This window comes from Pseudomonas putida (genome assembly GCF_005080685.1).
GTDB lineage: Bacteria > Pseudomonadota > Gammaproteobacteria > Pseudomonadales > Pseudomonadaceae > Aquipseudomonas > Aquipseudomonas putida_V.
This window is the reverse complement of the sequence record NZ_CP039371.1, coordinates 5640120-5660650: the sequence shown is the minus strand read 5'-3', so window position 1 is coordinate 5660650 and position 20531 is coordinate 5640120. Positions and strand designations below refer to the sequence as shown.

22 protein-coding genes and 2 pseudogenes are annotated in these 20531 nt (G+C 64.7%); 11 read left to right on the top strand and 13 right to left on the bottom strand.

Features of this window, described 5'->3' with window-relative positions; genetic code table 11:
• Positions 1–73 precede the first annotated feature (73 nt).
• From hemA to E6B08_RS26300, 6 genes are all read left to right on the top strand, one after another.
• Positions 74–1351 carry a glutamyl-tRNA reductase gene (hemA, locus tag E6B08_RS26325; protein ID WP_136916649.1) on the top strand — a complete coding sequence of 426 codons (1278 nt, stop codon included), beginning with the start codon at positions 74–76 and terminating at the stop codon, positions 1349–1351.
• Positions 1348–2430, top strand: a complete 1083-nt coding sequence (gene prfA / locus E6B08_RS26320) for a peptide chain release factor 1 (protein WP_136916648.1) — start codon at positions 1348–1350, stop codon at positions 2428–2430. The genes hemA and prfA overlap by 4 nt, the downstream gene beginning before the upstream one ends.
• A complete protein-coding gene (gene prmC, locus E6B08_RS26315) occupies positions 2430–3260 on the top strand; it encodes a peptide chain release factor N(5)-glutamine methyltransferase (RefSeq protein WP_136916647.1) in 831 nt (276 codons plus the stop codon). The genes prfA and prmC overlap by 1 nt, the downstream gene beginning before the upstream one ends.
• Complete coding sequence (locus E6B08_RS26310) at positions 3254–4009, top strand: molybdopterin-synthase adenylyltransferase MoeB (protein WP_136916646.1); 756 nt, start codon at positions 3254–3256, stop codon at positions 4007–4009. Before prmC ends, E6B08_RS26310 begins: the two co-directional genes overlap by 7 nt.
• Entirely contained in the window at positions 4002–4799 is a 798-nt protein-coding gene (gene murI, locus E6B08_RS26305; protein ID WP_136916645.1) for a glutamate racemase, read from the top strand. Before E6B08_RS26310 ends, murI begins: the two co-directional genes overlap by 8 nt.
• Before the next feature lie 116 nt (positions 4800–4915).
• Positions 4916–5434, top strand: a complete 519-nt coding sequence (locus tag E6B08_RS26300) for an acyloxyacyl hydrolase (protein ID WP_136916644.1) — start codon at positions 4916–4918, stop codon at positions 5432–5434.
• Between the two features lie 21 nt (positions 5435–5455).
• Here E6B08_RS26300 and E6B08_RS26295 read toward each other — a convergent pair whose 3' ends face one another.
• The 5 genes and pseudogenes from E6B08_RS26295 to E6B08_RS26275 all read right to left on the bottom strand — a co-directional run bounded on the left by E6B08_RS26295 (position 5456) and on the right by E6B08_RS26275 (position 10524).
• The gene (locus E6B08_RS26295; RefSeq protein WP_136916643.1) at positions 5456–6157 is read right to left on the bottom strand and encodes an SDR family oxidoreductase; all 702 of its coding nucleotides are present in this window, start codon (positions 6155–6157) and stop codon (positions 5456–5458) included.
• Between the two features lie 14 nt (positions 6158–6171).
• The gene (gene phrB / locus E6B08_RS26290; protein WP_136916642.1) at positions 6172–7596 is read right to left on the bottom strand and encodes a deoxyribodipyrimidine photo-lyase; all 1425 of its coding nucleotides are present in this window, start codon (positions 7594–7596) and stop codon (positions 6172–6174) included.
• Positions 7597–7605: 9 nt separating this feature from the next.
• Positions 7606–8475: a MerR family transcriptional regulator gene (locus tag E6B08_RS26285; protein WP_136916641.1), complete on the bottom strand. Its 870-nt coding sequence runs from the start codon at positions 8473–8475 to the stop codon at positions 7606–7608.
• On the bottom strand, positions 8465–9433 hold the full coding sequence (locus E6B08_RS26280; RefSeq protein WP_136916640.1) for a YbgA family protein: 969 nt from the start codon (positions 9431–9433) through the stop codon (positions 8465–8467). The genes E6B08_RS26285 and E6B08_RS26280 overlap by 11 nt, the downstream gene beginning before the upstream one ends.
• A gap of 105 nt (positions 9434–9538) precedes the next feature.
• A pseudogene (locus tag E6B08_RS26275) lies at positions 9539–10524 on the bottom strand (NAD(P)/FAD-dependent oxidoreductase).
• A gap of 196 nt (positions 10525–10720) precedes the next feature.
• Between E6B08_RS26275 and E6B08_RS26270 the strand changes: the two are divergent.
• Positions 10721–11625 (top strand): annotated as a pseudogene (locus E6B08_RS26270) (TIGR01777 family oxidoreductase).
• Positions 11626–11638: 13 nt separating this feature from the next.
• On the top strand, positions 11639–12652 hold the full coding sequence (gene hemH / locus E6B08_RS26265) for a ferrochelatase (protein ID WP_136916639.1): 1014 nt from the start codon (positions 11639–11641) through the stop codon (positions 12650–12652).
• A 117-nt stretch (positions 12653–12769) separates the two neighbouring features.
• Here the strand turns inward: hemH and E6B08_RS26260 are convergent, their stop codons facing one another.
• Positions 12770–14044: a uracil-xanthine permease family protein gene (locus tag E6B08_RS26260; RefSeq protein WP_136916638.1), complete on the bottom strand. Its 1275-nt coding sequence runs from the start codon at positions 14042–14044 to the stop codon at positions 12770–12772.
• Positions 14045–14046: 2 nt separating this feature from the next.
• Positions 14047–14685 carry a uracil phosphoribosyltransferase gene (upp, locus tag E6B08_RS26255; protein WP_136916637.1) on the bottom strand — a complete coding sequence of 213 codons (639 nt, stop codon included), beginning with the start codon at positions 14683–14685 and terminating at the stop codon, positions 14047–14049.
• Between the two features lie 159 nt (positions 14686–14844).
• Here upp and E6B08_RS26250 point away from each other — a divergent pair, with 159 nt between their 5' ends.
• Positions 14845–15402, top strand: coding sequence for a hypoxanthine-guanine phosphoribosyltransferase (locus E6B08_RS26250; RefSeq protein WP_136916636.1), 558 nt, complete (start codon positions 14845–14847; stop codon positions 15400–15402).
• Between the two features lie 68 nt (positions 15403–15470).
• On the opposite strand, the gene E6B08_RS26245 is transcribed toward E6B08_RS26250, so the two are convergent.
• The 4 genes from E6B08_RS26245 to E6B08_RS26230 form a co-directional block, all read right to left on the bottom strand.
• Complete coding sequence (locus E6B08_RS26245) at positions 15471–16286, bottom strand: M48 family metallopeptidase (protein WP_136916635.1); 816 nt, start codon at positions 16284–16286, stop codon at positions 15471–15473.
• Positions 16287–16387: 101 nt separating this feature from the next.
• Positions 16388–17008, bottom strand: a complete 621-nt coding sequence (locus tag E6B08_RS26240; protein WP_136916634.1) for an SOS response-associated peptidase — start codon at positions 17006–17008, stop codon at positions 16388–16390.
• Positions 17009–17023: 15 nt separating this feature from the next.
• Positions 17024–17284 (bottom strand): putative signal transducing protein, encoded by a 261-nt coding sequence (locus E6B08_RS26235; RefSeq protein ID WP_136916633.1) that lies wholly within the window; start codon positions 17282–17284, stop codon positions 17024–17026.
• Positions 17284–17469 carry a CPXCG motif-containing cysteine-rich protein gene (locus E6B08_RS26230; RefSeq protein ID WP_136916632.1) on the bottom strand — a complete coding sequence of 62 codons (186 nt, stop codon included), beginning with the start codon at positions 17467–17469 and terminating at the stop codon, positions 17284–17286. Before E6B08_RS26230 ends, E6B08_RS26235 begins: the two co-directional genes overlap by 1 nt.
• A 121-nt stretch (positions 17470–17590) precedes the next feature.
• Here E6B08_RS26230 and E6B08_RS26225 point away from each other — a divergent pair, with 121 nt between their 5' ends.
• Positions 17591–18760 (top strand): 1-acyl-sn-glycerol-3-phosphate acyltransferase, encoded by a 1170-nt coding sequence (locus tag E6B08_RS26225; RefSeq protein WP_192938593.1) that lies wholly within the window; start codon positions 17591–17593, stop codon positions 18758–18760.
• A gap of 30 nt (positions 18761–18790) precedes the next feature.
• Here E6B08_RS26225 and E6B08_RS26220 read toward each other — a convergent pair whose 3' ends face one another.
• Complete coding sequence (locus E6B08_RS26220) at positions 18791–19051, bottom strand: hypothetical protein (protein WP_136916631.1); 261 nt, start codon at positions 19049–19051, stop codon at positions 18791–18793.
• A 157-nt stretch (positions 19052–19208) separates the two neighbouring features.
• Here E6B08_RS26220 and E6B08_RS26215 point away from each other — a divergent pair, with 157 nt between their 5' ends.
• Positions 19209–19415: a hypothetical protein gene (locus E6B08_RS26215; RefSeq protein ID WP_136916630.1), complete on the top strand. Its 207-nt coding sequence runs from the start codon at positions 19209–19211 to the stop codon at positions 19413–19415.
• Between the two features lie 74 nt (positions 19416–19489).
• On the opposite strand, the gene E6B08_RS26210 is transcribed toward E6B08_RS26215, so the two are convergent.
• Positions 19490–20074 carry a YajG family lipoprotein gene (locus E6B08_RS26210; protein WP_136916629.1) on the bottom strand — a complete coding sequence of 195 codons (585 nt, stop codon included), beginning with the start codon at positions 20072–20074 and terminating at the stop codon, positions 19490–19492.
• Positions 20075–20531: the final 457 nt, after the last annotated feature.

Below are 20531 nucleotides of genomic sequence, written 5' to 3'. Positions count from 1 at the left end.
AGCGAACGGTGGTTGTTCTAAAACCTGCGAAGTAGGACAATTATCGGCTTCACGTCCCAACCAGCGACCTTGCATGGCCTTTCTTGCACTTGGTATCAACCATAAGACTGCCTCGGTAGACGTACGCGAGCGCGTGGCGTTTACCCCAGAGCAGCTGGTCGACGCCCTGCAGCAGCTCTGTCGACTCACCGCCAGCCGCGAGGCGGCGATCCTGTCGACCTGCAACCGTAGCGAGCTATATATAGAGCAGGACCACCTGGCAGCCGATGCCGTGCTGCAATGGCTGGCCGACTATCACCAGCTGAGCCTCGACGAGCTGCGCGCCAGTGCGTACGTCCACGAGGAGCACGATGCTGTCAAGCACATGATGCGGGTCGCCTCCGGCCTGGATTCGCTGGTCCTGGGCGAGCCGCAGATCCTCGGCCAGATGAAGTCGGCCTACGCCGTGGCACGTGAGGCCGGGACCATTGGCCCATTGCTGGGCAGATTGTTCCAGGCCACCTTCAGCGCCGCCAAGCAGGTGCGCACCGACACGGCCATCGGCGAGAACCCGGTGTCGGTGGCGTTTGCCGCCGTCAGCCTGGCCCGGCAGATCTTCAGCGACCTGGGCCGCAGCCAGGCGCTGCTGATCGGCGCCGGTGAAACCATCACCCTGGTCGCCCGTCACCTGCACGAGCAGGGCGTGCGTCGTATCGTCGTGGCCAACCGGACCCTGGAGCGCGCCAGCATCCTCGCCGAGCAGTTCGGCGCGCACGCGGTGTTGTTGGCCGACATTCCCCAGGAGCTGGCCAACAGCGACATCGTCATCAGTTCTACCGCCAGCCAGTTGCCGATCCTCGGCAAGGGCGCGGTGGAAAGCGCCCTCAAGCAGCGCCGACACAAGCCCATCTTCATGGTCGACATCGCCGTGCCGCGTGATATCGAGCCTGAGGTAGGCGAGCTCGACGATGTCTACCTGTACACCGTCGACGACCTTCACGAAGTCGTCGCGGAAAACCTCAAGAGCCGCCAGGGTGCGGCCCAGGCGGCCGAGGAGCTGGTCTCGGTGGGCGCCGAGGACTTCATGGTGCGCTTGCGCGAGCTGGCCGCGGTCGATGTGCTGCGCGCCTACCGCCAACAGAGCGAACGCCTGCGCGACGAAGAGCTACAAAAGGCCCAGCGCCTGCTGGCCAACGGCGGCAACCCCGAGGATGTACTGGCCCAACTGGCCCGGGGGCTCACCAACAAACTCCTGCATGCGCCCAGCGTGCAGTTGAAAAAGCTCTCGGCCGAGGGGCGCGTCGACGCGCTGGCCATGGCCCAGGAACTCTTTGCCCTCCACGAGGGCTCGACGGACAAATCCCCGCAATGAAAGCGTCGCTGCTGAACAAACTGGACACGCTCCAGGACCGCTTCGAGGAACTCACCGCGCTGCTGGGTGATGCCGAAGTCATATCCGACCAGACTCGCTTTCGCGCCTATTCCCGTGAATACGCCGAAGTCGAGCCGGTGATCGCTGCCTATAAAGAGTGGCGCAAGGTCCAGGACGACCTCGAAGGTGCCCAGGCACTGCTCAAGGACGCCGACCCCGACCTGCGTGAGATGGCCGTCGAAGAAGTGCGCGAAGCCAAGGAGCAACTGGTCGGCCTCGAGTCGCAGCTGCAGCGCATGCTGCTGCCCAAGGACCCTAACGACGGGCGTAACGTGTTCCTTGAAATCCGTGCCGGTACCGGTGGCGACGAGGCAGCGATCTTCTCTGGCGACCTGTTCCGCATGTACTCGCGCTATGCCGAGAAACGCGGCTGGCGTCTCGAGATCCTGTCCGAGAACGAAGGCGAGCACGGCGGCTACAAGGAAATCATCGCCCGTGTCGAAGGTGACAGCGTGTACGGCAAGCTCAAGTTCGAGTCCGGCGCGCACCGCGTGCAACGCGTGCCGGAAACCGAGTCCCAGGGCCGTATCCACACCTCGGCGTGCACCGTGGCGGTGTTGCCCGAGCCGGACGAGCAGGTGGCGATCGAGATCAACCCGGCCGACCTGCGGGTGGACACCTACCGCGCCTCTGGCGCCGGTGGCCAGCACGTCAACAAGACCGACTCGGCGATCCGCATCACCCACTTGCCCACCGGCATCGTCGTCGAGTGCCAGGAAGAGCGCTCGCAGCACAAGAACCGCGCCCGCGCCATGTCGTGGCTGTCGGCCAAGCTCAATGACATGCAGACCAGCGCCGCGCAGAACGCCATCGCCAGCGAGCGTAAGCTGCTGGTCGGTTCGGGTGACCGTTCCGAGCGCATCCGCACCTACAACTATCCACAGGGCCGGGTCACCGATCACCGCATCAACCTGACCCTGTACTCCCTCGACGATATCCTCGCCGGTAGCGTCGACGCGGTGATCGAGCCTTTGCTGGCCGAATACCAGGCCGATCAACTGGCGGCCCTGGGGGACTAATGACCATCATCGCCAGCCTGCTGCGCAACGCGCAGCTGCCCGACTCGCCCAGCGAGCGCCTGGACGCCGAGCTGCTGCTGGCCGCCGCCATCGGCAAGTCGCGCAGCTTCCTGCACACCTGGCCCGAGCGCATCGTCAGCCGCGAGGCCGCCGAAACCTTCGCCGGCTACCTGCAGCGGCGCCGTGCCGGTGAGCCGGTGGCCTACATCCTTGGCCAGCAGGGTTTCTGGAAGCTCGACCTGGAAGTGGCTCCGCACACCCTGATCCCACGCCCGGACACCGAACTGCTGGTCGAGGCCGCGCTGGAGTTGCAGGCGGCCACCTCGGCCAAGGTGCTCGACCTGGGCACCGGTACCGGTGCCATCGCCCTGGCACTGGCCCATGATCGCCCGGCCTGGCAGGTGACGGCCGTGGACCGGGTCGAGGAGGCCGTGGCCCTGGCCGAACGCAACCGCCAGCGCCTTGGCCTGGGCAACGTCCAGGTGCTGGCCAGCCATTGGTTCGGCGCGCTGGGTGGGCAACGCTTCGACCTGATCATCAGCAACCCGCCCTACATCGCCGCCGCAGACCCGCACCTGGCTGCCGGCGACGTGCGCTTCGAGCCCAGCAGTGCCCTGGTCGCAGGCACGGACGGCCTGGACGACCTGCGCCTGATCGTGGACCAGGCGCCCGAGCACCTGCTGCCCGGCGGCCGATTGTTGCTCGAGCACGGTTACGATCAGGCCGAGGCGGTACGCCGGCTGATGACCGAACGCGGCTTTGCCGAGGTCGAAAGCCGCCGCGACCTGGGCGGTCATGAACGCATGACCTTGGGGCGCCTGCCATGCTGACCGACCAGGAACTGTTGCGCTACAGCCGGCAGATCCTGCTGGCCCAAGTCGATATCGAGGGCCAATTGCGACTCAAGCAGGGCAAGGCGCTGATCGTCGGCCTGGGCGGGCTGGGCTCGCCCGTGGCGCTGTACCTGGCCGCCGCCGGCGTGGGCGAGTTGCACCTGGCTGACTTCGACACGGTCGACCTGACCAACCTGCAACGCCAGGTCATCCACGACAGCGCCAGCGTCGGCATGGCCAAGGTCGACTCGGCGATCCAGCGCCTGCAGGCGATCAACCCCGAAGTGACCTTGGTGCCGCATCGCCAGGCCCTGGACGAGGATTCCCTGGCCGAAGCCGTTGCGGCCGTCGACCTGGTGCTCGATTGTTCCGACAACTTCGGCACCCGCGAAGCGGTCAACGCTGCCTGCGTGAGCGCGGGCAAGCCCCTGGTCAGCGGTGCGGCGATCCGCCTCGAAGGGCAGCTTTCGGTGTTCGACCCGCGTCGCGACAGCAGTCCTTGCTACCACTGCCTGTATGGCCATGGCAGCGAAGCCGAACTGACCTGCAGCGAGGCCGGGGTGATTGGCCCGCTGGTAGGCTTGGTCGGTAGCCTGCAGGCCCTGGAAGCCCTGAAGCTGCTGGCCGGTTTTGGCGAGCCTTTGGTGGGCCGGCTGTTGTTGATCGATGCCCTCACCACGCGCATGCGCGAGTTGCGGGTCAAGCGCGATCCGGGCTGTGCGGTCTGTGGCAGCCGGCATGGCTGAGCGCTCGGCGCCGGTGGGCGTGATGGACTCGGGGGTCGGCGGCTTGTCGGTACTCGCCGAGATCCAGCGCTTGCTGCCCAACGAATCGTTGCTTTACGTGGCCGACTGCGGGCACGTGCCCTACGGGGAAAAGACCCCGGACTACATCCGCCAGCGCTGCCGGCACATTGCCGGTTTCTTCCGCGAGCAGGGCGCCAAGGCCATGGTCCTGGCGTGCAATACCGCCACCGTGGCGGCGGTCGCCGACCTGCGCGAGTTGTATCCCGATTGGCCGCTGGTGGGCATGGAGCCTGCGGTCAAGCCGGCGGCGGCGGCCACCCGCTCTGGCGTGGTCGGCGTACTGGCCACCACCGGTACCTTGCAGAGCGCCAAGTTCGCTGCCTTGCTCGATCGCTTCGCCAGCGATGTGCGCGTGGTCACCCAGCCTTGCCCGGGCCTTGTCGAGCGCATCGAAACCGGGGACCTGGCCAGCCCGCAGTTGCGCCAGTTGCTGCAAGGCTACGTGCAGCCTCTGCTGGACGCAGGCTGCGACACCTTGATCCTCGGCTGCACCCATTACCCGTTCCTGCGCCCGCTGCTGTCCGGCTTGGTGCCAGCCGAGGTGGCGATCATCGACACTGGCGCCGCCGTGGCCCGTCAGTTGCAACGCCTGCTGGCCGACCGCGATCTGCTTTGCGAAGGGCCGCCACGGGGCGTCGGATTCTGGAGCAGCGCCGACCCGCAAGCCCTGCGCGACATACTTCCCGTGCTCTGGCAGGTGGATGAAAAGGTGTTGCCGCTGGGCGTGTAAAAATTTTGTGAAAAAATCCCGTTAATTACTGAACTATCGTTCCAACGCCGATTTCTATGCTTATGCCTGATAAAGGCCTGAATACTTACAACAGCATAGGAAAAAGGACGTTTCTCATGAAGAAACTGATCGGTTTGGCAGCGGTGGCTGTCCTGGGGATGGCACAACTGATGCCGGCACAGGCTGCCGATGTCACGTTTGCGGTGGGGCAGACGGGGGACTCGACCATGGTCTACCGCCTGGGGCTGCAATCGAACTGGGACGCAAGCTGGTGGCAGACCAGCGTCGGCCGGCTCACCGGCTATTGGGATGGGGCGTACACCTACTGGGACGGCGACAAGACTGCCAGTAACCACAGCCTGTCGTTCGCACCGGTATTCGTCTATGAATTCGCCGGCGAATCGGTGAAGCCCTACATCGAGGCGGGTATCGGTGTGGCGGCGTTCTCCAGCACCGAGGTGGAGAGCAATCAGCTGGGGTCGGCTTTCCAGTTCGAGGATCGCATCGGCTTCGGTCTGCGTTTTGCGGGTGGGCATGAAATCGGCGTGCGCGCCGTTCATTATTCCAATGCCAGCATCAAGCAACCCAACGATGGCGTAGAAACCTACACCCTTCATTACCGCATGGCCCTGTAGGCCCTGCCTGCCAGTGGCCGCTCAGCGCGACAGCGGCCACAGCTCGTTCAACTCCAGCGCTTCGAGCACCAGTTCTCCTTCACGTTGCGTCAGCCGCAGCAGCAGCTCGTTTGCTGCCGTTTGCGCCGTCCACCGCTCGGGCGTGGCGTGGATGGACGTGACGGGTGTTTTCAACGATTGCGGCGCCACCAGTATCAGCCCAACGCCCATTGCCTGCAGTGTCTGGCGCTGTTGGCGGAACCATTGCGGTACGTTGTTGGCTGCGTTCGGCAACTGTGAGGGTGCGTACAACTGCAGGGCCGAATAGCGGCTGAAGACAGCCATCACCTGGGGTTCGTCGCCTTTTGCCAGCAGCGGCAAAGCGCTCGCCAGGCTTTGCTTGGCCGCCTCCAGATTGCCACTGACGATGGCTTCGAATACGTCGCTGTCAGGCACGTCGTCGGTCAGGTAGTCGCAGGTACCGGCGTTGACGATCAGGGTATCCAATGCCCCCCAGGTGCCGGCAATTTGCGCACGGGCAGCCTCGGCCTGGCCAGGCGTGTGCAATTGCCCGGGCACGCGCAGCAATGCCGCGCCATGGCGTTCGGCCAGGTCATCCAATGCCTGGCACTTGTTGCTACTGGCGGCAACACGGTGCCCCTGCTCGAGCAGCTGTTCCACCAACGCCAGGCCAAGCCCAGCGGTCGCTCCGGTCACCCAAAAACTGCGTGAGTGCTCTGCCATGGCCCCTCCACCTGTTACTGCCGGCGTGGAAGTGCCTTGAAGGCATCCAGTGCACGTCGGCGACTGCTTGCAAGATCGACGATAGGGTCGTGGTAAGTAGTATTAGTCAAATTATCGGCAAGCATTAGTGGGGCATGAATTTTTTTATCATCCAGGCCCTTGAGTTGGGGGAGCCAGTGGCGGATGAAACGGCCCTGCGGATCAAAGCGTTGCGACTGCGATATGGGGTTGAAGATACGAAAATAGGGTACTGAATCGGTTCCGGTGGAGGCACTCCATTGCCAACCGCCGTTGTTCGCGGCCAGGTCGCCGTCTATCAGATGGCGCATGAAATGGCGTTCGCCCAGGCGCCAGTCGATCAGCAGGTTCTTGCTCAGGAACATGGCCACCAGCATGCGCAGGCGGTTGTGCATCCAGCCGGTGTGCAGCAATTGCAGCATCGCGGCGTCGATGATCGGGATGCCGGTGCGCCCCTCCTGCCAGGCCTTGAAGTCCTCGGGGGCATCGCGCCAGGGCAGCGCTTCGGTGTGGGCGCGGAAGGCGCGATGCCGCGAGACCTCGGGATAACCGGTGAGAATGTGCTTGTAGAACTCGCGCCAGAGCAGCTCGTTGACCCATGTCTGCACGCCCACGCTGCCGCTGTCGAACTCGCCCCGGTTGCTGCTCAATGCCGCGTGCAGGCATTGCCGTGGCGAAATCACCCCGGCTGCCAGGTAGGCGGACAACTGGCTGGTGCCGGGCTGGGCGGGCAGGTCGCGCAGGCGCTGGTAATCTTCGACGGTTTCGTCGAGGAAGCGGGTCAGGCGGTCTTGCGCCTCTTCTTCGCCGGCTGGCCACAGGTTGCGCAGGCTGTCGGGCGGGGTTTCGAAACCCTCTACATGGCGGGGGATAGGGTCGCTGGCGATGCCCAGTGGCGCCTGGCGCCGGACCTTGGGCGCCAGTGCCGGCAGGCTGCGATGCAGGTGCTCCAGGCAGGCCTTCTTGAACTGGCTGAACACCTGGTAGTAACCACCGCTGCGGGTGAGGATGGTGCCAGGAGCCAGCAGCAGTTGGTCGAGGTAGCTGTGGGCCTGGATGCCGGCGTCTGCCAGGAGCGTGCGCGTGGCGTCGTCGCGGCGGGTTTCGTTGAGCCCGTACTCGTCGTTCCAGTGCACCGCCTCGACCTGGTGCTGGTGGCAAACCTTGAGCACGGCGGGCGCGGCTTCGTCCCAGGTGTCGATCTTGCGAATCAGCAGGGGGATGTTCAGCACGTCCAGGGCCTGGCGCATCTCGCGCAGGTTGCGCAGCCAGAAGTCGACCTTGCACGCGGCGTCGTCGTGAGCCTGCCACTGGCCGGGGCTGACCAGCCACAGGGCAATGCTCGGACCGCGCTCGCAGGCGGCGCTGAGGGCGGTATTGTCGGTGATGCGCAGGTCGCTGCGCAGCCAGATCAGTTGCATGAAGCCTCTCTAGGAATGCAGGGTCTGCAGGGTCCGCAAGGCGGCCTGCGGGGTGTCGAAGAGTTTCAGTCGGGGCAGATCGAAGCGGGCCAGTTGCGCCTCGTGCAGGGGCAGGCAGGCGCCGCCTGCCAAGGTGGGCACCTCAAGGGCGGCCAGCGTGCGCTGCAGGGCCTTGGCGTCGATGCGTGGGCCCAGGTGCAGCAGCACGGCACGTGGCTGCAAGGCGGCAACCGCACGTTCGAGTTGCGCACCGCCCACCGGACGTTCCAGTACCTCGACCGCAATGCCGTTGCTGCTGAGCAACCAGGCGTACAACCACAGGCTGGGGTCCGATGGCCGTTCGCTGTCCTCGGCGAGCAGCACCGCGCAGCCATGCAGGGCCTGGTTGTCGTGGTAGACGCGGGCCCCGAGCTTGCTGCGCAGCCAGGTGTGGAAGAACACCTGCTCGAGCTGTGCGTTGAAGAACGTATGCCAGCGCAGCTCCAGCGCCTGCTGCAAGGGCAGCAGCAGCCGCTCGCAGAGGGTGGTGGCCGGGTACAGGGCCATGACCTGGTTGAACTGCTGGTCGAGTGCGCGTTGCGCCAGGCTGGCGATGGACTCGATGATTTGCTGTTGGCGCACGGCCCAGTCCCCCAGCGGTGCTTCTTCGGCTGGGCGGTCGAGCAGTTCGCGGACCTGACCGACCGAAGCGCCGCGCGCCAGCCAGGCGAGCACGGCCTCGACCCGCTCGACCTGCGCCTGGGAATACAGGCGATGGCCTTTGGCGGTGCGCGTCGGTTTCAGCAGGCCGTAGCGCCGCTCCCAGGCACGTAGGGTCACCGGGTTGACCCCGGTGCGCCGCGCCAGCTCGCCGATCGGCAGCAAGGGCTCAGACGGCATTGCGCAGGCCCAGGCTCTCGGGGTGAGGCTGCAGATACGCCTGCTGCAGCAGGTAGGGATCGGGGTGCTTGCGCAGGTGATGCTTGAGCAGGGTCAGCGGCACTACCAGCGGCACCACGCCTTGTTGATACTGGCCGATCACATTCTGTAGCTCGCGCTTGTCCTGGGGCGTGAGGGCATCGCGCAGGTAGCCGCTGAGGTGCTGCAGCACATTGCCGTGGGTGCCACGGCTGGCGCAGCGGCGCAAGGCCTGCATCAGTTGGCTGAAGTAGCGCGGGCCGGCCACCGCCGGGTCGTCTTCCCGGCGCAGGCTGCCGAGCATGCGGCCGAGCTCACGGTAGGCCTGGGGATTGTTCGCCATCAGCAAGTACTTGTAGCGGGAGTGAAAGCGGATCAGCGCGCCGCGGCTCAGGCCTTCGGCCAGTTGGCGCTGCCAGTCGGCATAGGCATACACGCGGCTGATGAAGTTCTCGCGCAGCACCGGGTCGTGCAGGCGGCCTTCCTCCTCGACCGGCAGGTCCGGGCGCTGGGCACAGAAGGCGGCGGCATAGGCGCCGCGGCCGCCCTGGTGTGCGGGACGGCCGTCGTCCTGGTAGACCTTGACCCTCTCCAGGCCGCAGGACGGAGACTTCTGCATGAAGATGTAGCCGCAGATATCGTCGAGCCGTTCGGCCATCTGCTCGCCATAGGCGCGCAGGCTGCCGGCGAGATCGGGGCCAGGGGTGCGTGTGCCGACCACGCCGGGCCGAGCAGGGTCACCCACCAGGCGAATGGGGTCACGCGGCACGCTCAGGCCGATGGCCACCTCCGGGCACACCGGCACCCACTCGAAATGGGTTTCCAGTTGCGAGCGGCACAGGTCGGAGGACTTGTGGCCGCCGTTGTAGCGCACGCTGTGGCCGGTCAGGCAGGCACTGATACCGATGCGGGGTCGGCTGTGAGCGGTAGGATCTTGCATGGCGGCCTCCAGAAACTTGTACATTATTAAATTCTTGTACAAGTACATTCCAGCACAGCCGGCGATGGGAGCAAACCCTTATTTTGGTGTTAAACCCCCAGGGCGTTATTCCATATGCTCAAGCAACCGGCGCGCCGCTTCCTGGCCGCTGAGCCAGGCACCTTCGACACGGCCCGACAGGCACCAGTCGCCACAGGCGTACAAGCCCTGGTCGGCATCAGCCAGCGCGCCCCATTCGTGACTGCCAGCGGGGCGTGCGTAGAGCCAGCGGTGGGCCAGGGCAAAGGTCGGTGCCGGCACCACGCAGCCGACCAGCTCGGCGAACTCACCCCAGAGTTGCTCGATCACTTGCTCCTTGGACAAGTCGATGTGTTGCTTGCTCCAGGTCGAGGTGGCGTGCAGCACCCAGGTGTCGAGATGTTCGTCGCGCCCGGGTTTGCTGCGATTGCGGGCCAGCCAGTCGAGCGGGTTGTCCTGGACGAAGCAACCCTGCATGGGCGTGTCCAGGGGAGTCTGGAAGGCCAGGGCAATGGCCCAGGTGGGCTCCATCTGCACGCCGGCGGCCACTGCCGCGAGTTTTGGCGTAGCGGCCAGCAGTGGCGTGGCCTGCGGCGCCGGAACGGCAATCACCACGCGGCTGTAGGGGCCATGGCTGCAGCCTTCGGTGTCCTGCAGGTGCCAGTACTGCTTGCCGCGGAAGACCTCGGCGATGCGACAGCCGAAGTTCACCGTGACATCCTTGAGCAGGCCGCGGGTGATTGCGCTCATGCGCGGCACGCCGACCCAGCGGGTCTGTTCGTCGGGGGAGGGGTCAGTTCGCCGTCGCGGTAGTTGTACAACTGCGGCTTCCACTGCTCGGCCCAACCGGCGGCGACCCACTGTTGCACCTGCTCGACGAAACGTCGGTCGCGCGCGGTGAAGTACTGGGCACCGAGGTCGAGTGCGCCGGCCTCGCTGCGCTTGCTGGCCATGCGCCCGCCACTGCCGTGGCCTTTGTCGAACAAGTGAACGGATTGCCCGGCCTTCTGCAAGGCCTGGGCTGCGGACAGGCCGGCGATACCGGCACCGATGATGGCAATAGGTACTGTCATGATGGCCTCTTCGAACCTTTGCTTTACGCAGACTACGCTTTCAGTTAAACCTGTACAATGCTCAAAGTTTGTATAAGGTTATTCCGCTTCATAGGACAGGTTGGCCTATGTCCTATCCTTATCCGAGAGCGTTCGGTCTAGAAAAGTGCCTTGATCTTAAAAATAGACCATGGCCGCACTCTGCGAGGACACAGCCATGCATATATTGCTGACGGGCGGTACCGGCTTGATCGGCCAGCACCTGTGCCAGTTCTGGCTCGCCCGGGGCCACCGGCTGACGGTATGGAGCCGGCGCCCCGAGCAGGTCCCCGCTTGTGCGGCAGCGGCGTGCGCGGGATTGCCCGGCTGGAGGACATCGGCGCCGACGACGCGGTGGCTGCGGTCGTCAATCTGGCCGGCGCGCCGATTGCCGATCGGCCCTGGACCGCGGCCCGGCGCAACCTGCTGTGGGCGAGCCGGGTGGCGTTGACCGAGCGCTTGCTGGAATGGCTTGGCAGCCGCGAGCAGCGCCCAGGCGTGCTGATTTCCGGTTCTGCGGTGGGGTGGTATGGCGATGGTGGCGAGCGCGAACTGAGCGAAGCATCGCCACCGGTACGCGAGGACTTCGCCAGCCAGTTATGCATCGCCTGGGAGGAAACCGCCCAGCGTGCGCAAGCCATGGGCATGCGTGTGGTACTGGTACGCACTGGCTTGGTACTGGCCAGCGACGGCGGCTTTTTGTCGCGCCTGCGCTTGCCGTTCAAACTCGGACTGGGTGGCCCCTTGGGCGATGGGCGGCAGTGGATGCCCTGGGTCCATATAGACGATCAGGTCGCCTTGATAGATTTTCTCTTGCAGCACAACGACACCAGCGGTCCTTATAATGCCTGCGCACCGGAGCCGGTGCGCAATCGCGAGTTCGCCAAGCGTCTGGGCCGCGCCTTGCACCGACCGGCTTTCATGCCGATGCCGGGCGTGCTGCTGAAGGCCGGGCTGGGCGAGCTGTCGACCCTGTTGCTCGGCGGTCAGCGGGCGCGCCCGGTGCGCCTGCTGGCGGCAGGTTTCACTTTCCGCTTCAACGATCTGCAATCGGCCCTGGACGATCTGTCCAGCCGCCTCTGACATAGGACGCTGCATGACCGATCACGCCCTGCTGCTGGTCAACCTGGGTTCCCCTGCTTCGACCTCGGTTGCCGATGTGCGCCGCTACCTCAATCAGTTCCTCATGGACCCCTACGTCATCGACCTGCCATGGCCGGTGCGGCGGCTGCTGGTGTCGCTGATCCTGATCAAGCGCCCCGAGCAGTCGGCCCATGCCTATGCCTCGATCTGGTGGGACGAGGGCTCCCCGCTGGTGGTGTTGACCCGTCGCCTGCAGGCGGCGATGGTCGAGCACTGGCCCCATGGTCCTGTGGAAATCGCCATGCGTTACGGCCAGCCGGCCTTGCCCGAGGTGCTGGCGCGCCTGGCCGCCCAAGGCGTGCGCAAGGTCACCCTGGCGCCGCTGTACCCGCAATTTGCCGACAGTACCGTGACCACCGTGGTGGAGCTGGCGCGCCAGACCCTGGACGAGCGCCAGTTGTCGCTGGAGCTGCGGGTATTGCAGCCGTTCTACGAGCACCCCGACTACATCGAGGCCCTGGCCGCCAGCGCCGAGCCCTACCTGCAACAGGACTACGACCACCTGCTGTTGAGTTTCCATGGCTTGCCGGAGCGGCACCTGAAGAAGCTCGACCCTACCGGCAATCACGATTTCCAGGCGGCCGACTGCTGCCAGGATGCCAGCGCCGAGATGCGTGCGGTGTGCTATCGCGGCCAGTGCCTGGCCACCGCCCGGGCGTTCGCCACCAGGATGGGTATCGCCGATGGCAAATGGTCGGTGTCGTTCCAGTCGCGCCTGGGGCGGGCCAAGTGGATCGAGCCCTATACCGAGACGCGTTTGGATGAGCTGGCCAAGGCCGGGGTGAAGAAGCTGCTGGTGATGTGCCCGGCGTTCGTCGCCGATTGTATCGAAACCCTGGAAGAGATCGGCATGCGCGGCAGCGAGCAGTTCGTCGAGGCGGGGGGCGAGGAGTTGGTGCTGGTGCCGTGCCTGAACGATCATCCGCAGTGGGTGAAGGTGTTGGCGGGGATGTGCGAAAAAGCCTGAATAGCTGGGGCCGCTTTGCGGCCCTTTCGCGACACAAGGCCGCTCCTACAAGGAGATCGCAGTCCCCTGTAGGAGCGGCCTTGTGTCGCGAAAGGGCTGCGAAGCAGCCCCAAGATCTCAAGACTGCCGATCATCCAGCTTCTTGTGCTTCCAGCCGTCGTTGCCAGGCAGGATCAGGTTCAGTGCGATCGCTACCACGGCGCACAGGGCGATGCCTTTCAGGCCCCAGTCATCCGGGCCGTCACCGCTGCCGATCAACACGCCACCGATACCGAACACCAGCGTCACCGAGACGATCACCAGGTTGCGCGCTTCGGCCAGGTCGATCTTGTGGCGGATCATGGTGTTCATGCCCACCGCAGCAATCGAGCCGAACAGCAGGCAGAGGATGCCGCCCATCACCGGTACCGGGATGCTCTGCAGCAGCGCGCCGAACTTGCCGATGAAGGCCAGGGTAATGGCGAAGACCGCCGCCCAGGTCATGATCTTCGGGTTGTAGTTCTTGGTCAGCATCACCGCGCCGGTCACTTCGGCATAGGTGGTGTTGGGCGGGCCGCCGAACAGGCCGGCGGCAGTGGTGGCCAGGCCGTCACCGAGCAGGGTGCGGTGCAGGCCGGGTTTTTTCAGGTAGTCGCGACCGGTCACGCTGCCCACGGCGATGACGCCACCGATGTGTTCGATGGCCGGCGCCAGTGCCACCGGGACGATGAACAGGATGGCCTGCCAGTTGAACGCCGGGGCGGTGAAGTTGGGAATTTCCAGCCAGGGCGCGGCGGCGATCTTGGCGGTGTCGACCACGCCAAAGGCGAACGACAAGGCAAAGCCGACCAGTACGCCGGCGATGATCGGTACCAGGCGGAAGATGCCCTTGCCGAACACCGCGACGATCAGCGTGGTCAGCAGGGCCGGCATGGAGATCAGCATGGCGGTCTTGTACGGCAACAGCACGCTGCCGTCACCGGCCTTGCCCATCGCCATGTTGGCAGCGATGGGGGCCATGGCCAGGCCGATCGAGATGATCACCGGGCCGATCACCACCGGCGGCAGCATGCGGTCGATGAAACCGGTGCCCTTGATCTTCACCATCAGGCCCATGAAGGTGTACACGAAACCTGCGGCCATGACCCCGCCCATGGTCTCGGCCAGGCCGAACTGGCCTTTGGCGAGGATGATCGGGGTGATGAAGGCGAAGCTTGAGGCCAGGAACACCGGTACCTGACGGCCGGTGACCAGCTGGAACAGCAAGGTGCCGATGCCGGCCGTGAACAGTGCCACGTTAGGATCGAGGCCGGTGATCAGCGGCATCAGCACCAAGGCGCCGAATGCCACGAAGAGCATCTGCGCGCCCGAAACGACCTGGCGCCAGAGCGGGTCGTTGAAGCCGTCCTGCATGGTCAGGCGTCCTTCTGCTTGGTGCCGAAGATCTTGTCGCCGGCATCGCCCAGGCCTGGGACGATGTAGCTGTCTTCGTTGAGCCCCTGGTCGATCGAAGCGGTATAGATGCTCACGTCGGGGTGGGATTTCTCGACGGTGGCGATACCTTCGGGCGCGGCGACCAGCACCATGGCGCGTATTTCCTTGCAGCCGGCCTTTTTCAGCAGGTCGATGGTGGCGACCATCGAGTTGCCGGTGGCCAGCATCGGGTCGATGATCAGGGCCAGGCGCTGGTTGATGTCGGGGGCCAGTTTTTCCAGGTAGGTGTGCGCCTCAAGGGTTTCCTCGTTACGCGCAACGCCCACGGCGCTGACCTTGGCGCCCGGGATCAGGCTGAGCACGCCGTCGAGCATGCCGATGCCGGCGCGCAGGATCGGTACCACGGTGATCTTCTTGCCGGCGATCTTCTCGACCTGGACCTTGCCGCTCCAGCCGTCGATTTCATAGGTTTCCAGCGGCAGGTCCTGGGTGGCTTCGTAGGTCAGGAGCGCGCCGACTTCCTGGGCGAGTTCGCGAAAATTCTTGGTGCTGATGTCGGCACGGCGCATCAGGCCGAGCTTGTGGCGGATCAGCGGGTGGCGGATTTCACGAGTGGGCATAGGGGGCTCCGAAAGGCGGGCAAAAAAACCGCGCTAGATTAATCTATTCAGCCTGTGCTGTCGTGCGTCATTCTGGACGTTAGTCCATAAATGCTTGATCTGTGACGAGCGGATGCGTACCTTTGCCCGCTTTTCCAAAATGCACCCCCGGAGAGCGCCATGTCCGCCGATCTCGAGCATATCCGCCAAGTCATGCGTGAAGCAGACTGCCTGTACACCGAAGCCGAGGTCGAGGCCGCCATCGCCAAGGTCGGCGCGCAGATCAGCGAAGACCTGCACGACAAGAACCCGGTGGTCTTCTGCGTGATGAACGGTGGCCTGATCTTCGCCGGCAAGCTGCTGACCCACCTGCAGTTCCCGCTGGAGGCCTCGTACCTGCACGCCACCCGCTACCGCAACCAGACCAGCGGCGGTGAGTTGTTCTGGAAGGCCAAGCCGGAAGTGTCGTTCATCGACCGTGACGTGCTGATCGTCGACGACATCCTCGACGAGGGCCACACCCTCAGCGCCATCATCGATTTCTGCAAGCACGCCGGCGCGCGTGCCGTGCATACCGCGGTGCTGATCGACAAGGACCACGACCGCAAGGCCAGCCCCGACCTCAAGGCCAGCTACATGGGCCTGCCGTGCGTCGACCGCTACATTTTCGGCTATGGCATGGACTACAAGGGCTACTGGCGCAACGCCAACGGCATCTTCGCCGTCAAGGGGCTGTAACCGCGGTAGTGGCTGTCGTCAGCCTGCCTGCGTTGTGAGCAAGCAGGCTGACAACCAGGGGGCGGGAGTTACTTCTTGGCTGCCTGATACAGGGGCATCACTTTCGGGATGGCCGCCTGCAGCGAGGCGATCCGGCTGCTTGATGCCGGGTGGGTGCTCATGAACTCAGGCGGTGCACCCTCGGACGCTGCGCTCATCTTGTTCCACAGGGTGATGGCGGCGTTCGGGTCGTAGCCTGCGCGGGCCGACAGTTCCAGGCCGATCAGGTCTGCTTCGTTCTCGTTGGAGCGGCTGTTGGGCAGGGTCATGGCGTAGTTCACCACCTGGTCCGCCAGGCCCAGGGTGTCATCCCCCAGCCCAAGCAGGGCGCCAGCACCCTGGCGGGCCATCGCCACGCCATAGGCCTTGGACATCGCCTCGCGGCTGTGCTCGCGCAGGGCGTGGGCGATCTCGTGGCCGACCACTGCTGCGATCTCGGCGTCGGTCAGCTTGAGCTGGTCGATCAGGCCGGTGTAGACGATGATCTTGCCGCCAGGGCCGCAGTTGGCGTTGAGCTCGTCGCTCTTGATGACGTTGACTTCCCAGTTCCACTGCGCGGCATCCGGGCGAAACTGCGGTGCCTGGGCGATCAGCCGCGTGGCGATAGCCTGCACGCGCTTGGCATCGCTGCTGGACTTGTCCAGTACGCCCTTGGTTTTCGCCTCGCCGAGGGTTTCGGTGTATGACTGGGCATACATCTGGTTGACCTCATCGGTCGAAAGCATGCTGAACATGTACTGCTTGCGTTCGACCCCGACGGCGCCGCCGCTGGTGGTGTTCACCGCCTGGCAGCCGGCCAGCAGGATGCTGGCGCTCAGGACGCTGACAACAAATGACTTACGCATGAAAAACACTCCCTTTTTTGCATGGCGGTATCCTAGGCGCAGTCCGCCCAGGGCGGCTATAGCCGCACAGAAGATTTATATCGGCAGGGCGACGCGAGGCTTCAGGCCGGCGTCAGGCACTCCGGCGCATCCAGCTTCGGGTCGTTGACGAAATGCGCCAGGGCCCGCTCGCGCAGGGTTGCCGGCGGGCTCGCGAGCAGTTCGTGCAGGCGCGCCAGCGGGGTGTCCGGGTCCAGCCACGCCGCTTGTCCGGCTTCATCGAGGATCAGCGGGCGGCGCTGGTTCATGGCCGCCTGGGTGACCACCGCGCAGCTCAGCCAGACCTGGTCCTGCACCGGGTAGGCCTCCCACACCGCAGCGAAGTACAGCGCCGAACCCTCTCCAGGGGTCAGCCAGTACGGGCGCTTGCGCACCGTGCCGCGCCATTCGTAGAAGCCGTTGGCCGGCATCAGGCAGCGGCGCTGGCGCAGTGCCTCGCGGAACATCGGCTGCTCAGCCAGGGTTTCGGCCCGCGCATGGGCTGGCGTGCGGGACAGGTCGGTGAGCCAGGCCGGGGTCAGCCCCCAGCGCGCCCTGGCCAGTTGCGCCTGGCCATCGATCTGGCGTTGGATCAGCACCGAGGCGCCGGGCGAGATGTTCCATTGCGCAGGCTGGCCCTGCGGGAAACCTGGCAGGGTAGCCAGGGCCTGGGGCCAGCGAAACAGGGCGTAGCGTCCACACATGGGCGAATTGAAAACCTAGCAGATCAAGGTACCGGGAACGTGCTCCGGTTCGTCGCCGGCAAGCGGCAGGGCATCATTGTACGCATCGATCAGCTGCCGTGCGTAGTCGGCCTGCTCGTCCGGCACGGCCAGGCCAAGCAGGCCGTGCAGCGGTAGTTCGCCGACGCCGCCGATCAGGTCGCGCCCGATCAGGTGTACCTCGACCCCTTCGCTGGCGAGCATGCCGATCAGCATCTGCGCCTCCAGCAGGTTTTCCGGTTCGTAGATCCTGCGCATCAGGCATCGTCCTCGCGTCTGACATCGAGCATCCATTCGTCACCGTGCACCTGCAGGATGAATACCACGGGTCGACAACATACCTGGCAGTCCTCGATGTACACCTGGTCGCCGCCGGAAAGGTCGATCGTGGTTTCCACGCGTTCGCCACAATAAGGACAATCATAGAAGTCGGTTTCCAGCATCGCGGCCTCCGCGCTGACTTGTGCGTATAATTGCCGATCTGTCTACAGGGCCTGTGCGTGTCCGAGCCGTTTCTTGGGCCCCTCCCTGATTTATTACCCTAGCCGTTTCCAACAAGAGAGCATGATGGGCGAATTCGATGCCATCCGACCGTACGACGACGCTGAGGTCCCTGCCGTTCTGGCGCGCCTGCTCAGCGACCCGGCATTCCTCGATATCCTCACCCACTTCCGCTTCCCGCGTGCAGCGGGTTCGTTCGGCTGGCTGCTCAAGCCGCTGATCGCCCGTCGCCTGCGCAAAGAGTTCGCCGACGTCACCTGCGTCGCGACCCTGCAGGACAAGGTCGAGTACTACGTCGACCGGACCATCGATCGCGCCACCGACGGGGTCACCTATTCGGGCGTCGAACAGCTCAAGTCGGGCACGGCCTACCTGTTCCTGGCCAACCACCGCGACATCGTCATGGACCCGGCGTTCGTCAATTACGCCGTGTACCACGCCGGCCTGCCGACGCCACGTATCGCCATTGGCGACAACCTGCTGCAAAAGCCCTTCGTCAGCGACATGATGCGCCTGAACAAGAGCTTCATCGTGCACCGCTCGATCAGTGGCCGGCGCGAGAAACTCGCCGCCTACCAACTGCTGTCGGCCTACATCAATCATTCGATCCGCAACGATTGCGTGTCGATCTGGATCGCCCAGGCCGAAGGCCGGGCCAAGGACGGTGACGATCGCACCGATTCGGCGATCCTCAAGATGTTCCACATGAGCCGCAAGGACGAGGCGTTCGGCGCGGTGATCCAGGGCCTGAACCTGATTCCGGTGTCGATCAGCTACGAATACGACCCCTGCGACCAGGCCAAGGCTCGCGAGCTGTACATCCGCGCCACCACCGGCACCTACAAGAAGGCGCCGGGCGAGGACGACAACAGCATCGCCAAGGGCATCACCGGCTACAAGGGCCGGGTGCACATCAACTTCGCGCCGCCGGTGACCGAGTACTACGAGGACACCAAGCAGCTGGCGCAAGAAATCGACCGGCAGATTCTCGGTGGCTACCGGCTGTTCCCGGTGCATTACCTAGCCTACGCGATGTGGGACGAGAAAGACGAGGCGCTGCAGGTGCCGAGCGCCGAGAAGGTGTTCCCAGGCGAAGAACTGGCCAAGGCCAGGGAAGAGTGGCAGCGCCGCCTGGACGCCTGCCCGGAAGAACAGCGGCCGTATCTGGTGCTGCAATACGCGACCCCGGTGCGCAACCAGTACCAGGTCAAGCAGCAGGCGCCGGTGGCCTGACCCCAGAGGGCCGCAACGCGGCCCTGCAGGTCAGATCCAGGTGCTGAACCAGGACAGCAGCAGCGCCATGGCCAGGCACGAGAAACCGAGAATGTAGTAGTAGCGGGGCACGCGCTGGTCGAAGGTATCTACCGTGCCTTCGTCCACCGCCAGGTGTTCACGGGCGACGGCCTCGCGGCGCCGGGCGTTCTGCAGCAGCAACCCGCCTGGGCAGGTCAGCAGCAACGCCAGCAGATTGATCAGCTTGGTCGGGTGGGCAGCCAGGAACCCCCAGAGCACGTGCAAGGACATCGAGCAACCTCGGTCGGAACATCGGAAGGCTGGCATTCTACCCAAAGCCTACGACCGCGCTCAGGCTTGGCGACCAACTGTCATCTAATTTCATCTGTCACACGCTCGTCATCAGAACAGGCCACCCTGTCGGCCTTTCGACCAGACGGAGCTAGTCATGCTGCACGCCGAAAACCAGGACCGCCTCTACCTCATCGCCCAGAGCGACGAGCAGCAGGCGTTGATCGACGGTTTCGCCATCAATGTCCAGGACCGCCATTGGCTGGTCTATTGCGCGCTGGGTGGGCATGCCCACGACGACCTGCCCGAGGTGGATGCCGGTACCGGTGTCAGCTTGCTCGACTTCCATATAGAAGCGGCCTAGGCCTGGATTGCCGCGCAAGAAAAAGCCCGCTGCCGGGTACCCGGCAGCGGGCTTCTGGCCTTGAAAGGAAGCGCTTACTCGGCCAGGACCTGGCCGATGGTCGGATCCTTGAACAGGCGGGTGAGGGCGTCGCTGAGCACGTCGCTCACCAACTTGGTGTTGGTTTCCTGGTTCGGTGCCATGCCGAAGCGCTGGTCCAGCGAAGCGCCATAACGGCCGCTGTAGCGGCGGCTGGCGTTGGACACGTCGGCGCGGAAGGTGGCACCGATGGTGGCTTCGGTCACGTACAGGTTGTCCTTGGGCGACTGGTACTTGAGTTCGGCCAGGGTCACGGTCAGCTGCGGGGCGTTGCCGGCGTTGGGCGTCGGAGTGAAGCCCAGCAGGCGCACGGCGGCTTCGGCCTGGGCCTGCAGTTTGGGCACCACGTCGTTGCCGCTGACGCTGATGGTGCTGGTCTCGGGGTACATGCCACCGCGAGTGCCCAGCGATTGCGAGGCCCGGCCATCGACCACGCGCACCACCACCGGCTGGCCGTGGCCGACCGGAGCGAGCTGAGCGGTGAGTTGGGGTTGCGGGCTGAGTTGTTGCGGGCTGTGGGCACAACCGACCAGGCTGAGGCTGGCCACGGCGAGCACACTGAACAACAGACGTTGCAACATGCGCGTTTCTCCAGAAAAGACGGCAAAGGCGCACAGTATACCTAGGCTCACGCGGCCCAGTCATCGGTCGCGAAGAGCCTCTGCGGCGGGTTTTTGCAACCGGGCACAACGCCGCATGCAGGGGCGCAGTCCGATAAACGGACAAACGCTGCAATAAAAACCACGATTTCCGACCTTTCTGTCCGCGACATCGTTATAATCTCCCCCCGATTATAAGGACGTCTCCTGATCGGGCCCCGCATTCGCCGCTTGACCCCGGCACCTTTACCGCTTCGCCCACAGAGAGCCTTCCACTCAGGTCTTGCATCGGCTGTCGTGCCTGCTTTTCCGGCCCTTCGCACTGCATGAACCTGTGGGTTGCCATCGCGCAGTCCCCTTTTGAGGTTCACGACTCCAAAAGAGCGTGAAAAAACGGTTTTTCACAACTTCACGAGAGTGTGGCGAGCAATGAACAGTC

What these genes read in the sequence shown, in the direction of transcription:
- hemA (WP_136916649.1), top strand. Translation starts at nt 74, where the DNA reads ATGGCCTTTCTTGCACTTGGTATCAACCATAAGACTGCCTCGGTAGAC.
- prfA (WP_136916648.1), top strand. Translation starts at nt 1,348, where the DNA reads ATGAAAGCGTCGCTGCTGAACAAACTGGACACGCTCCAGGACCGCTTC.
- prmC (WP_136916647.1), top strand. Translation starts at nt 2,430, where the DNA reads ATGACCATCATCGCCAGCCTGCTGCGCAACGCGCAGCTGCCCGACTCG.
- E6B08_RS26310 (WP_136916646.1), top strand. Translation starts at nt 3,254, where the DNA reads ATGCTGACCGACCAGGAACTGTTGCGCTACAGCCGGCAGATCCTGCTG.
- murI (WP_136916645.1), top strand. Translation starts at nt 4,002, where the DNA reads ATGGCTGAGCGCTCGGCGCCGGTGGGCGTGATGGACTCGGGGGTCGGC.
- E6B08_RS26300 (WP_136916644.1), top strand. Translation starts at nt 4,916, where the DNA reads ATGAAGAAACTGATCGGTTTGGCAGCGGTGGCTGTCCTGGGGATGGCA.
- E6B08_RS26295 (WP_136916643.1), bottom strand. Translation starts at nt 6,157, where the DNA reads ATGGCAGAGCACTCACGCAGTTTTTGGGTGACCGGAGCGACCGCTGGG.
- phrB (WP_136916642.1), bottom strand. Translation starts at nt 7,596, where the DNA reads ATGCAACTGATCTGGCTGCGCAGCGACCTGCGCATCACCGACAATACC.
- E6B08_RS26285 (WP_136916641.1), bottom strand. Translation starts at nt 8,475, where the DNA reads ATGCCGTCTGAGCCCTTGCTGCCGATCGGCGAGCTGGCGCGGCGCACC.
- E6B08_RS26280 (WP_136916640.1), bottom strand. Translation starts at nt 9,433, where the DNA reads ATGCAAGATCCTACCGCTCACAGCCGACCCCGCATCGGTATCAGTGCC.
- hemH (WP_136916639.1), top strand. Translation starts at nt 11,639, where the DNA reads ATGACCGATCACGCCCTGCTGCTGGTCAACCTGGGTTCCCCTGCTTCG.
- E6B08_RS26260 (WP_136916638.1), bottom strand. Translation starts at nt 14,044, where the DNA reads ATGCAGGACGGCTTCAACGACCCGCTCTGGCGCCAGGTCGTTTCGGGC.
- upp (WP_136916637.1), bottom strand. Translation starts at nt 14,685, where the DNA reads ATGCCCACTCGTGAAATCCGCCACCCGCTGATCCGCCACAAGCTCGGC.
- E6B08_RS26250 (WP_136916636.1), top strand. Translation starts at nt 14,845, where the DNA reads ATGTCCGCCGATCTCGAGCATATCCGCCAAGTCATGCGTGAAGCAGAC.
- E6B08_RS26245 (WP_136916635.1), bottom strand. Translation starts at nt 16,286, where the DNA reads ATGCGTAAGTCATTTGTTGTCAGCGTCCTGAGCGCCAGCATCCTGCTG.
- E6B08_RS26240 (WP_136916634.1), bottom strand. Translation starts at nt 17,008, where the DNA reads ATGTGTGGACGCTACGCCCTGTTTCGCTGGCCCCAGGCCCTGGCTACC.
- E6B08_RS26235 (WP_136916633.1), bottom strand. Translation starts at nt 17,284, where the DNA reads ATGCGCAGGATCTACGAACCGGAAAACCTGCTGGAGGCGCAGATGCTG.
- E6B08_RS26230 (WP_136916632.1), bottom strand. Translation starts at nt 17,469, where the DNA reads ATGCTGGAAACCGACTTCTATGATTGTCCTTATTGTGGCGAACGCGTG.
- E6B08_RS26225 (WP_192938593.1), top strand. Translation starts at nt 17,591, where the DNA reads ATGATGGGCGAATTCGATGCCATCCGACCGTACGACGACGCTGAGGTC.
- E6B08_RS26220 (WP_136916631.1), bottom strand. Translation starts at nt 19,051, where the DNA reads ATGTCCTTGCACGTGCTCTGGGGGTTCCTGGCTGCCCACCCGACCAAG.
- E6B08_RS26215 (WP_136916630.1), top strand. Translation starts at nt 19,209, where the DNA reads ATGCTGCACGCCGAAAACCAGGACCGCCTCTACCTCATCGCCCAGAGC.
- E6B08_RS26210 (WP_136916629.1), bottom strand. Translation starts at nt 20,074, where the DNA reads ATGTTGCAACGTCTGTTGTTCAGTGTGCTCGCCGTGGCCAGCCTCAGC.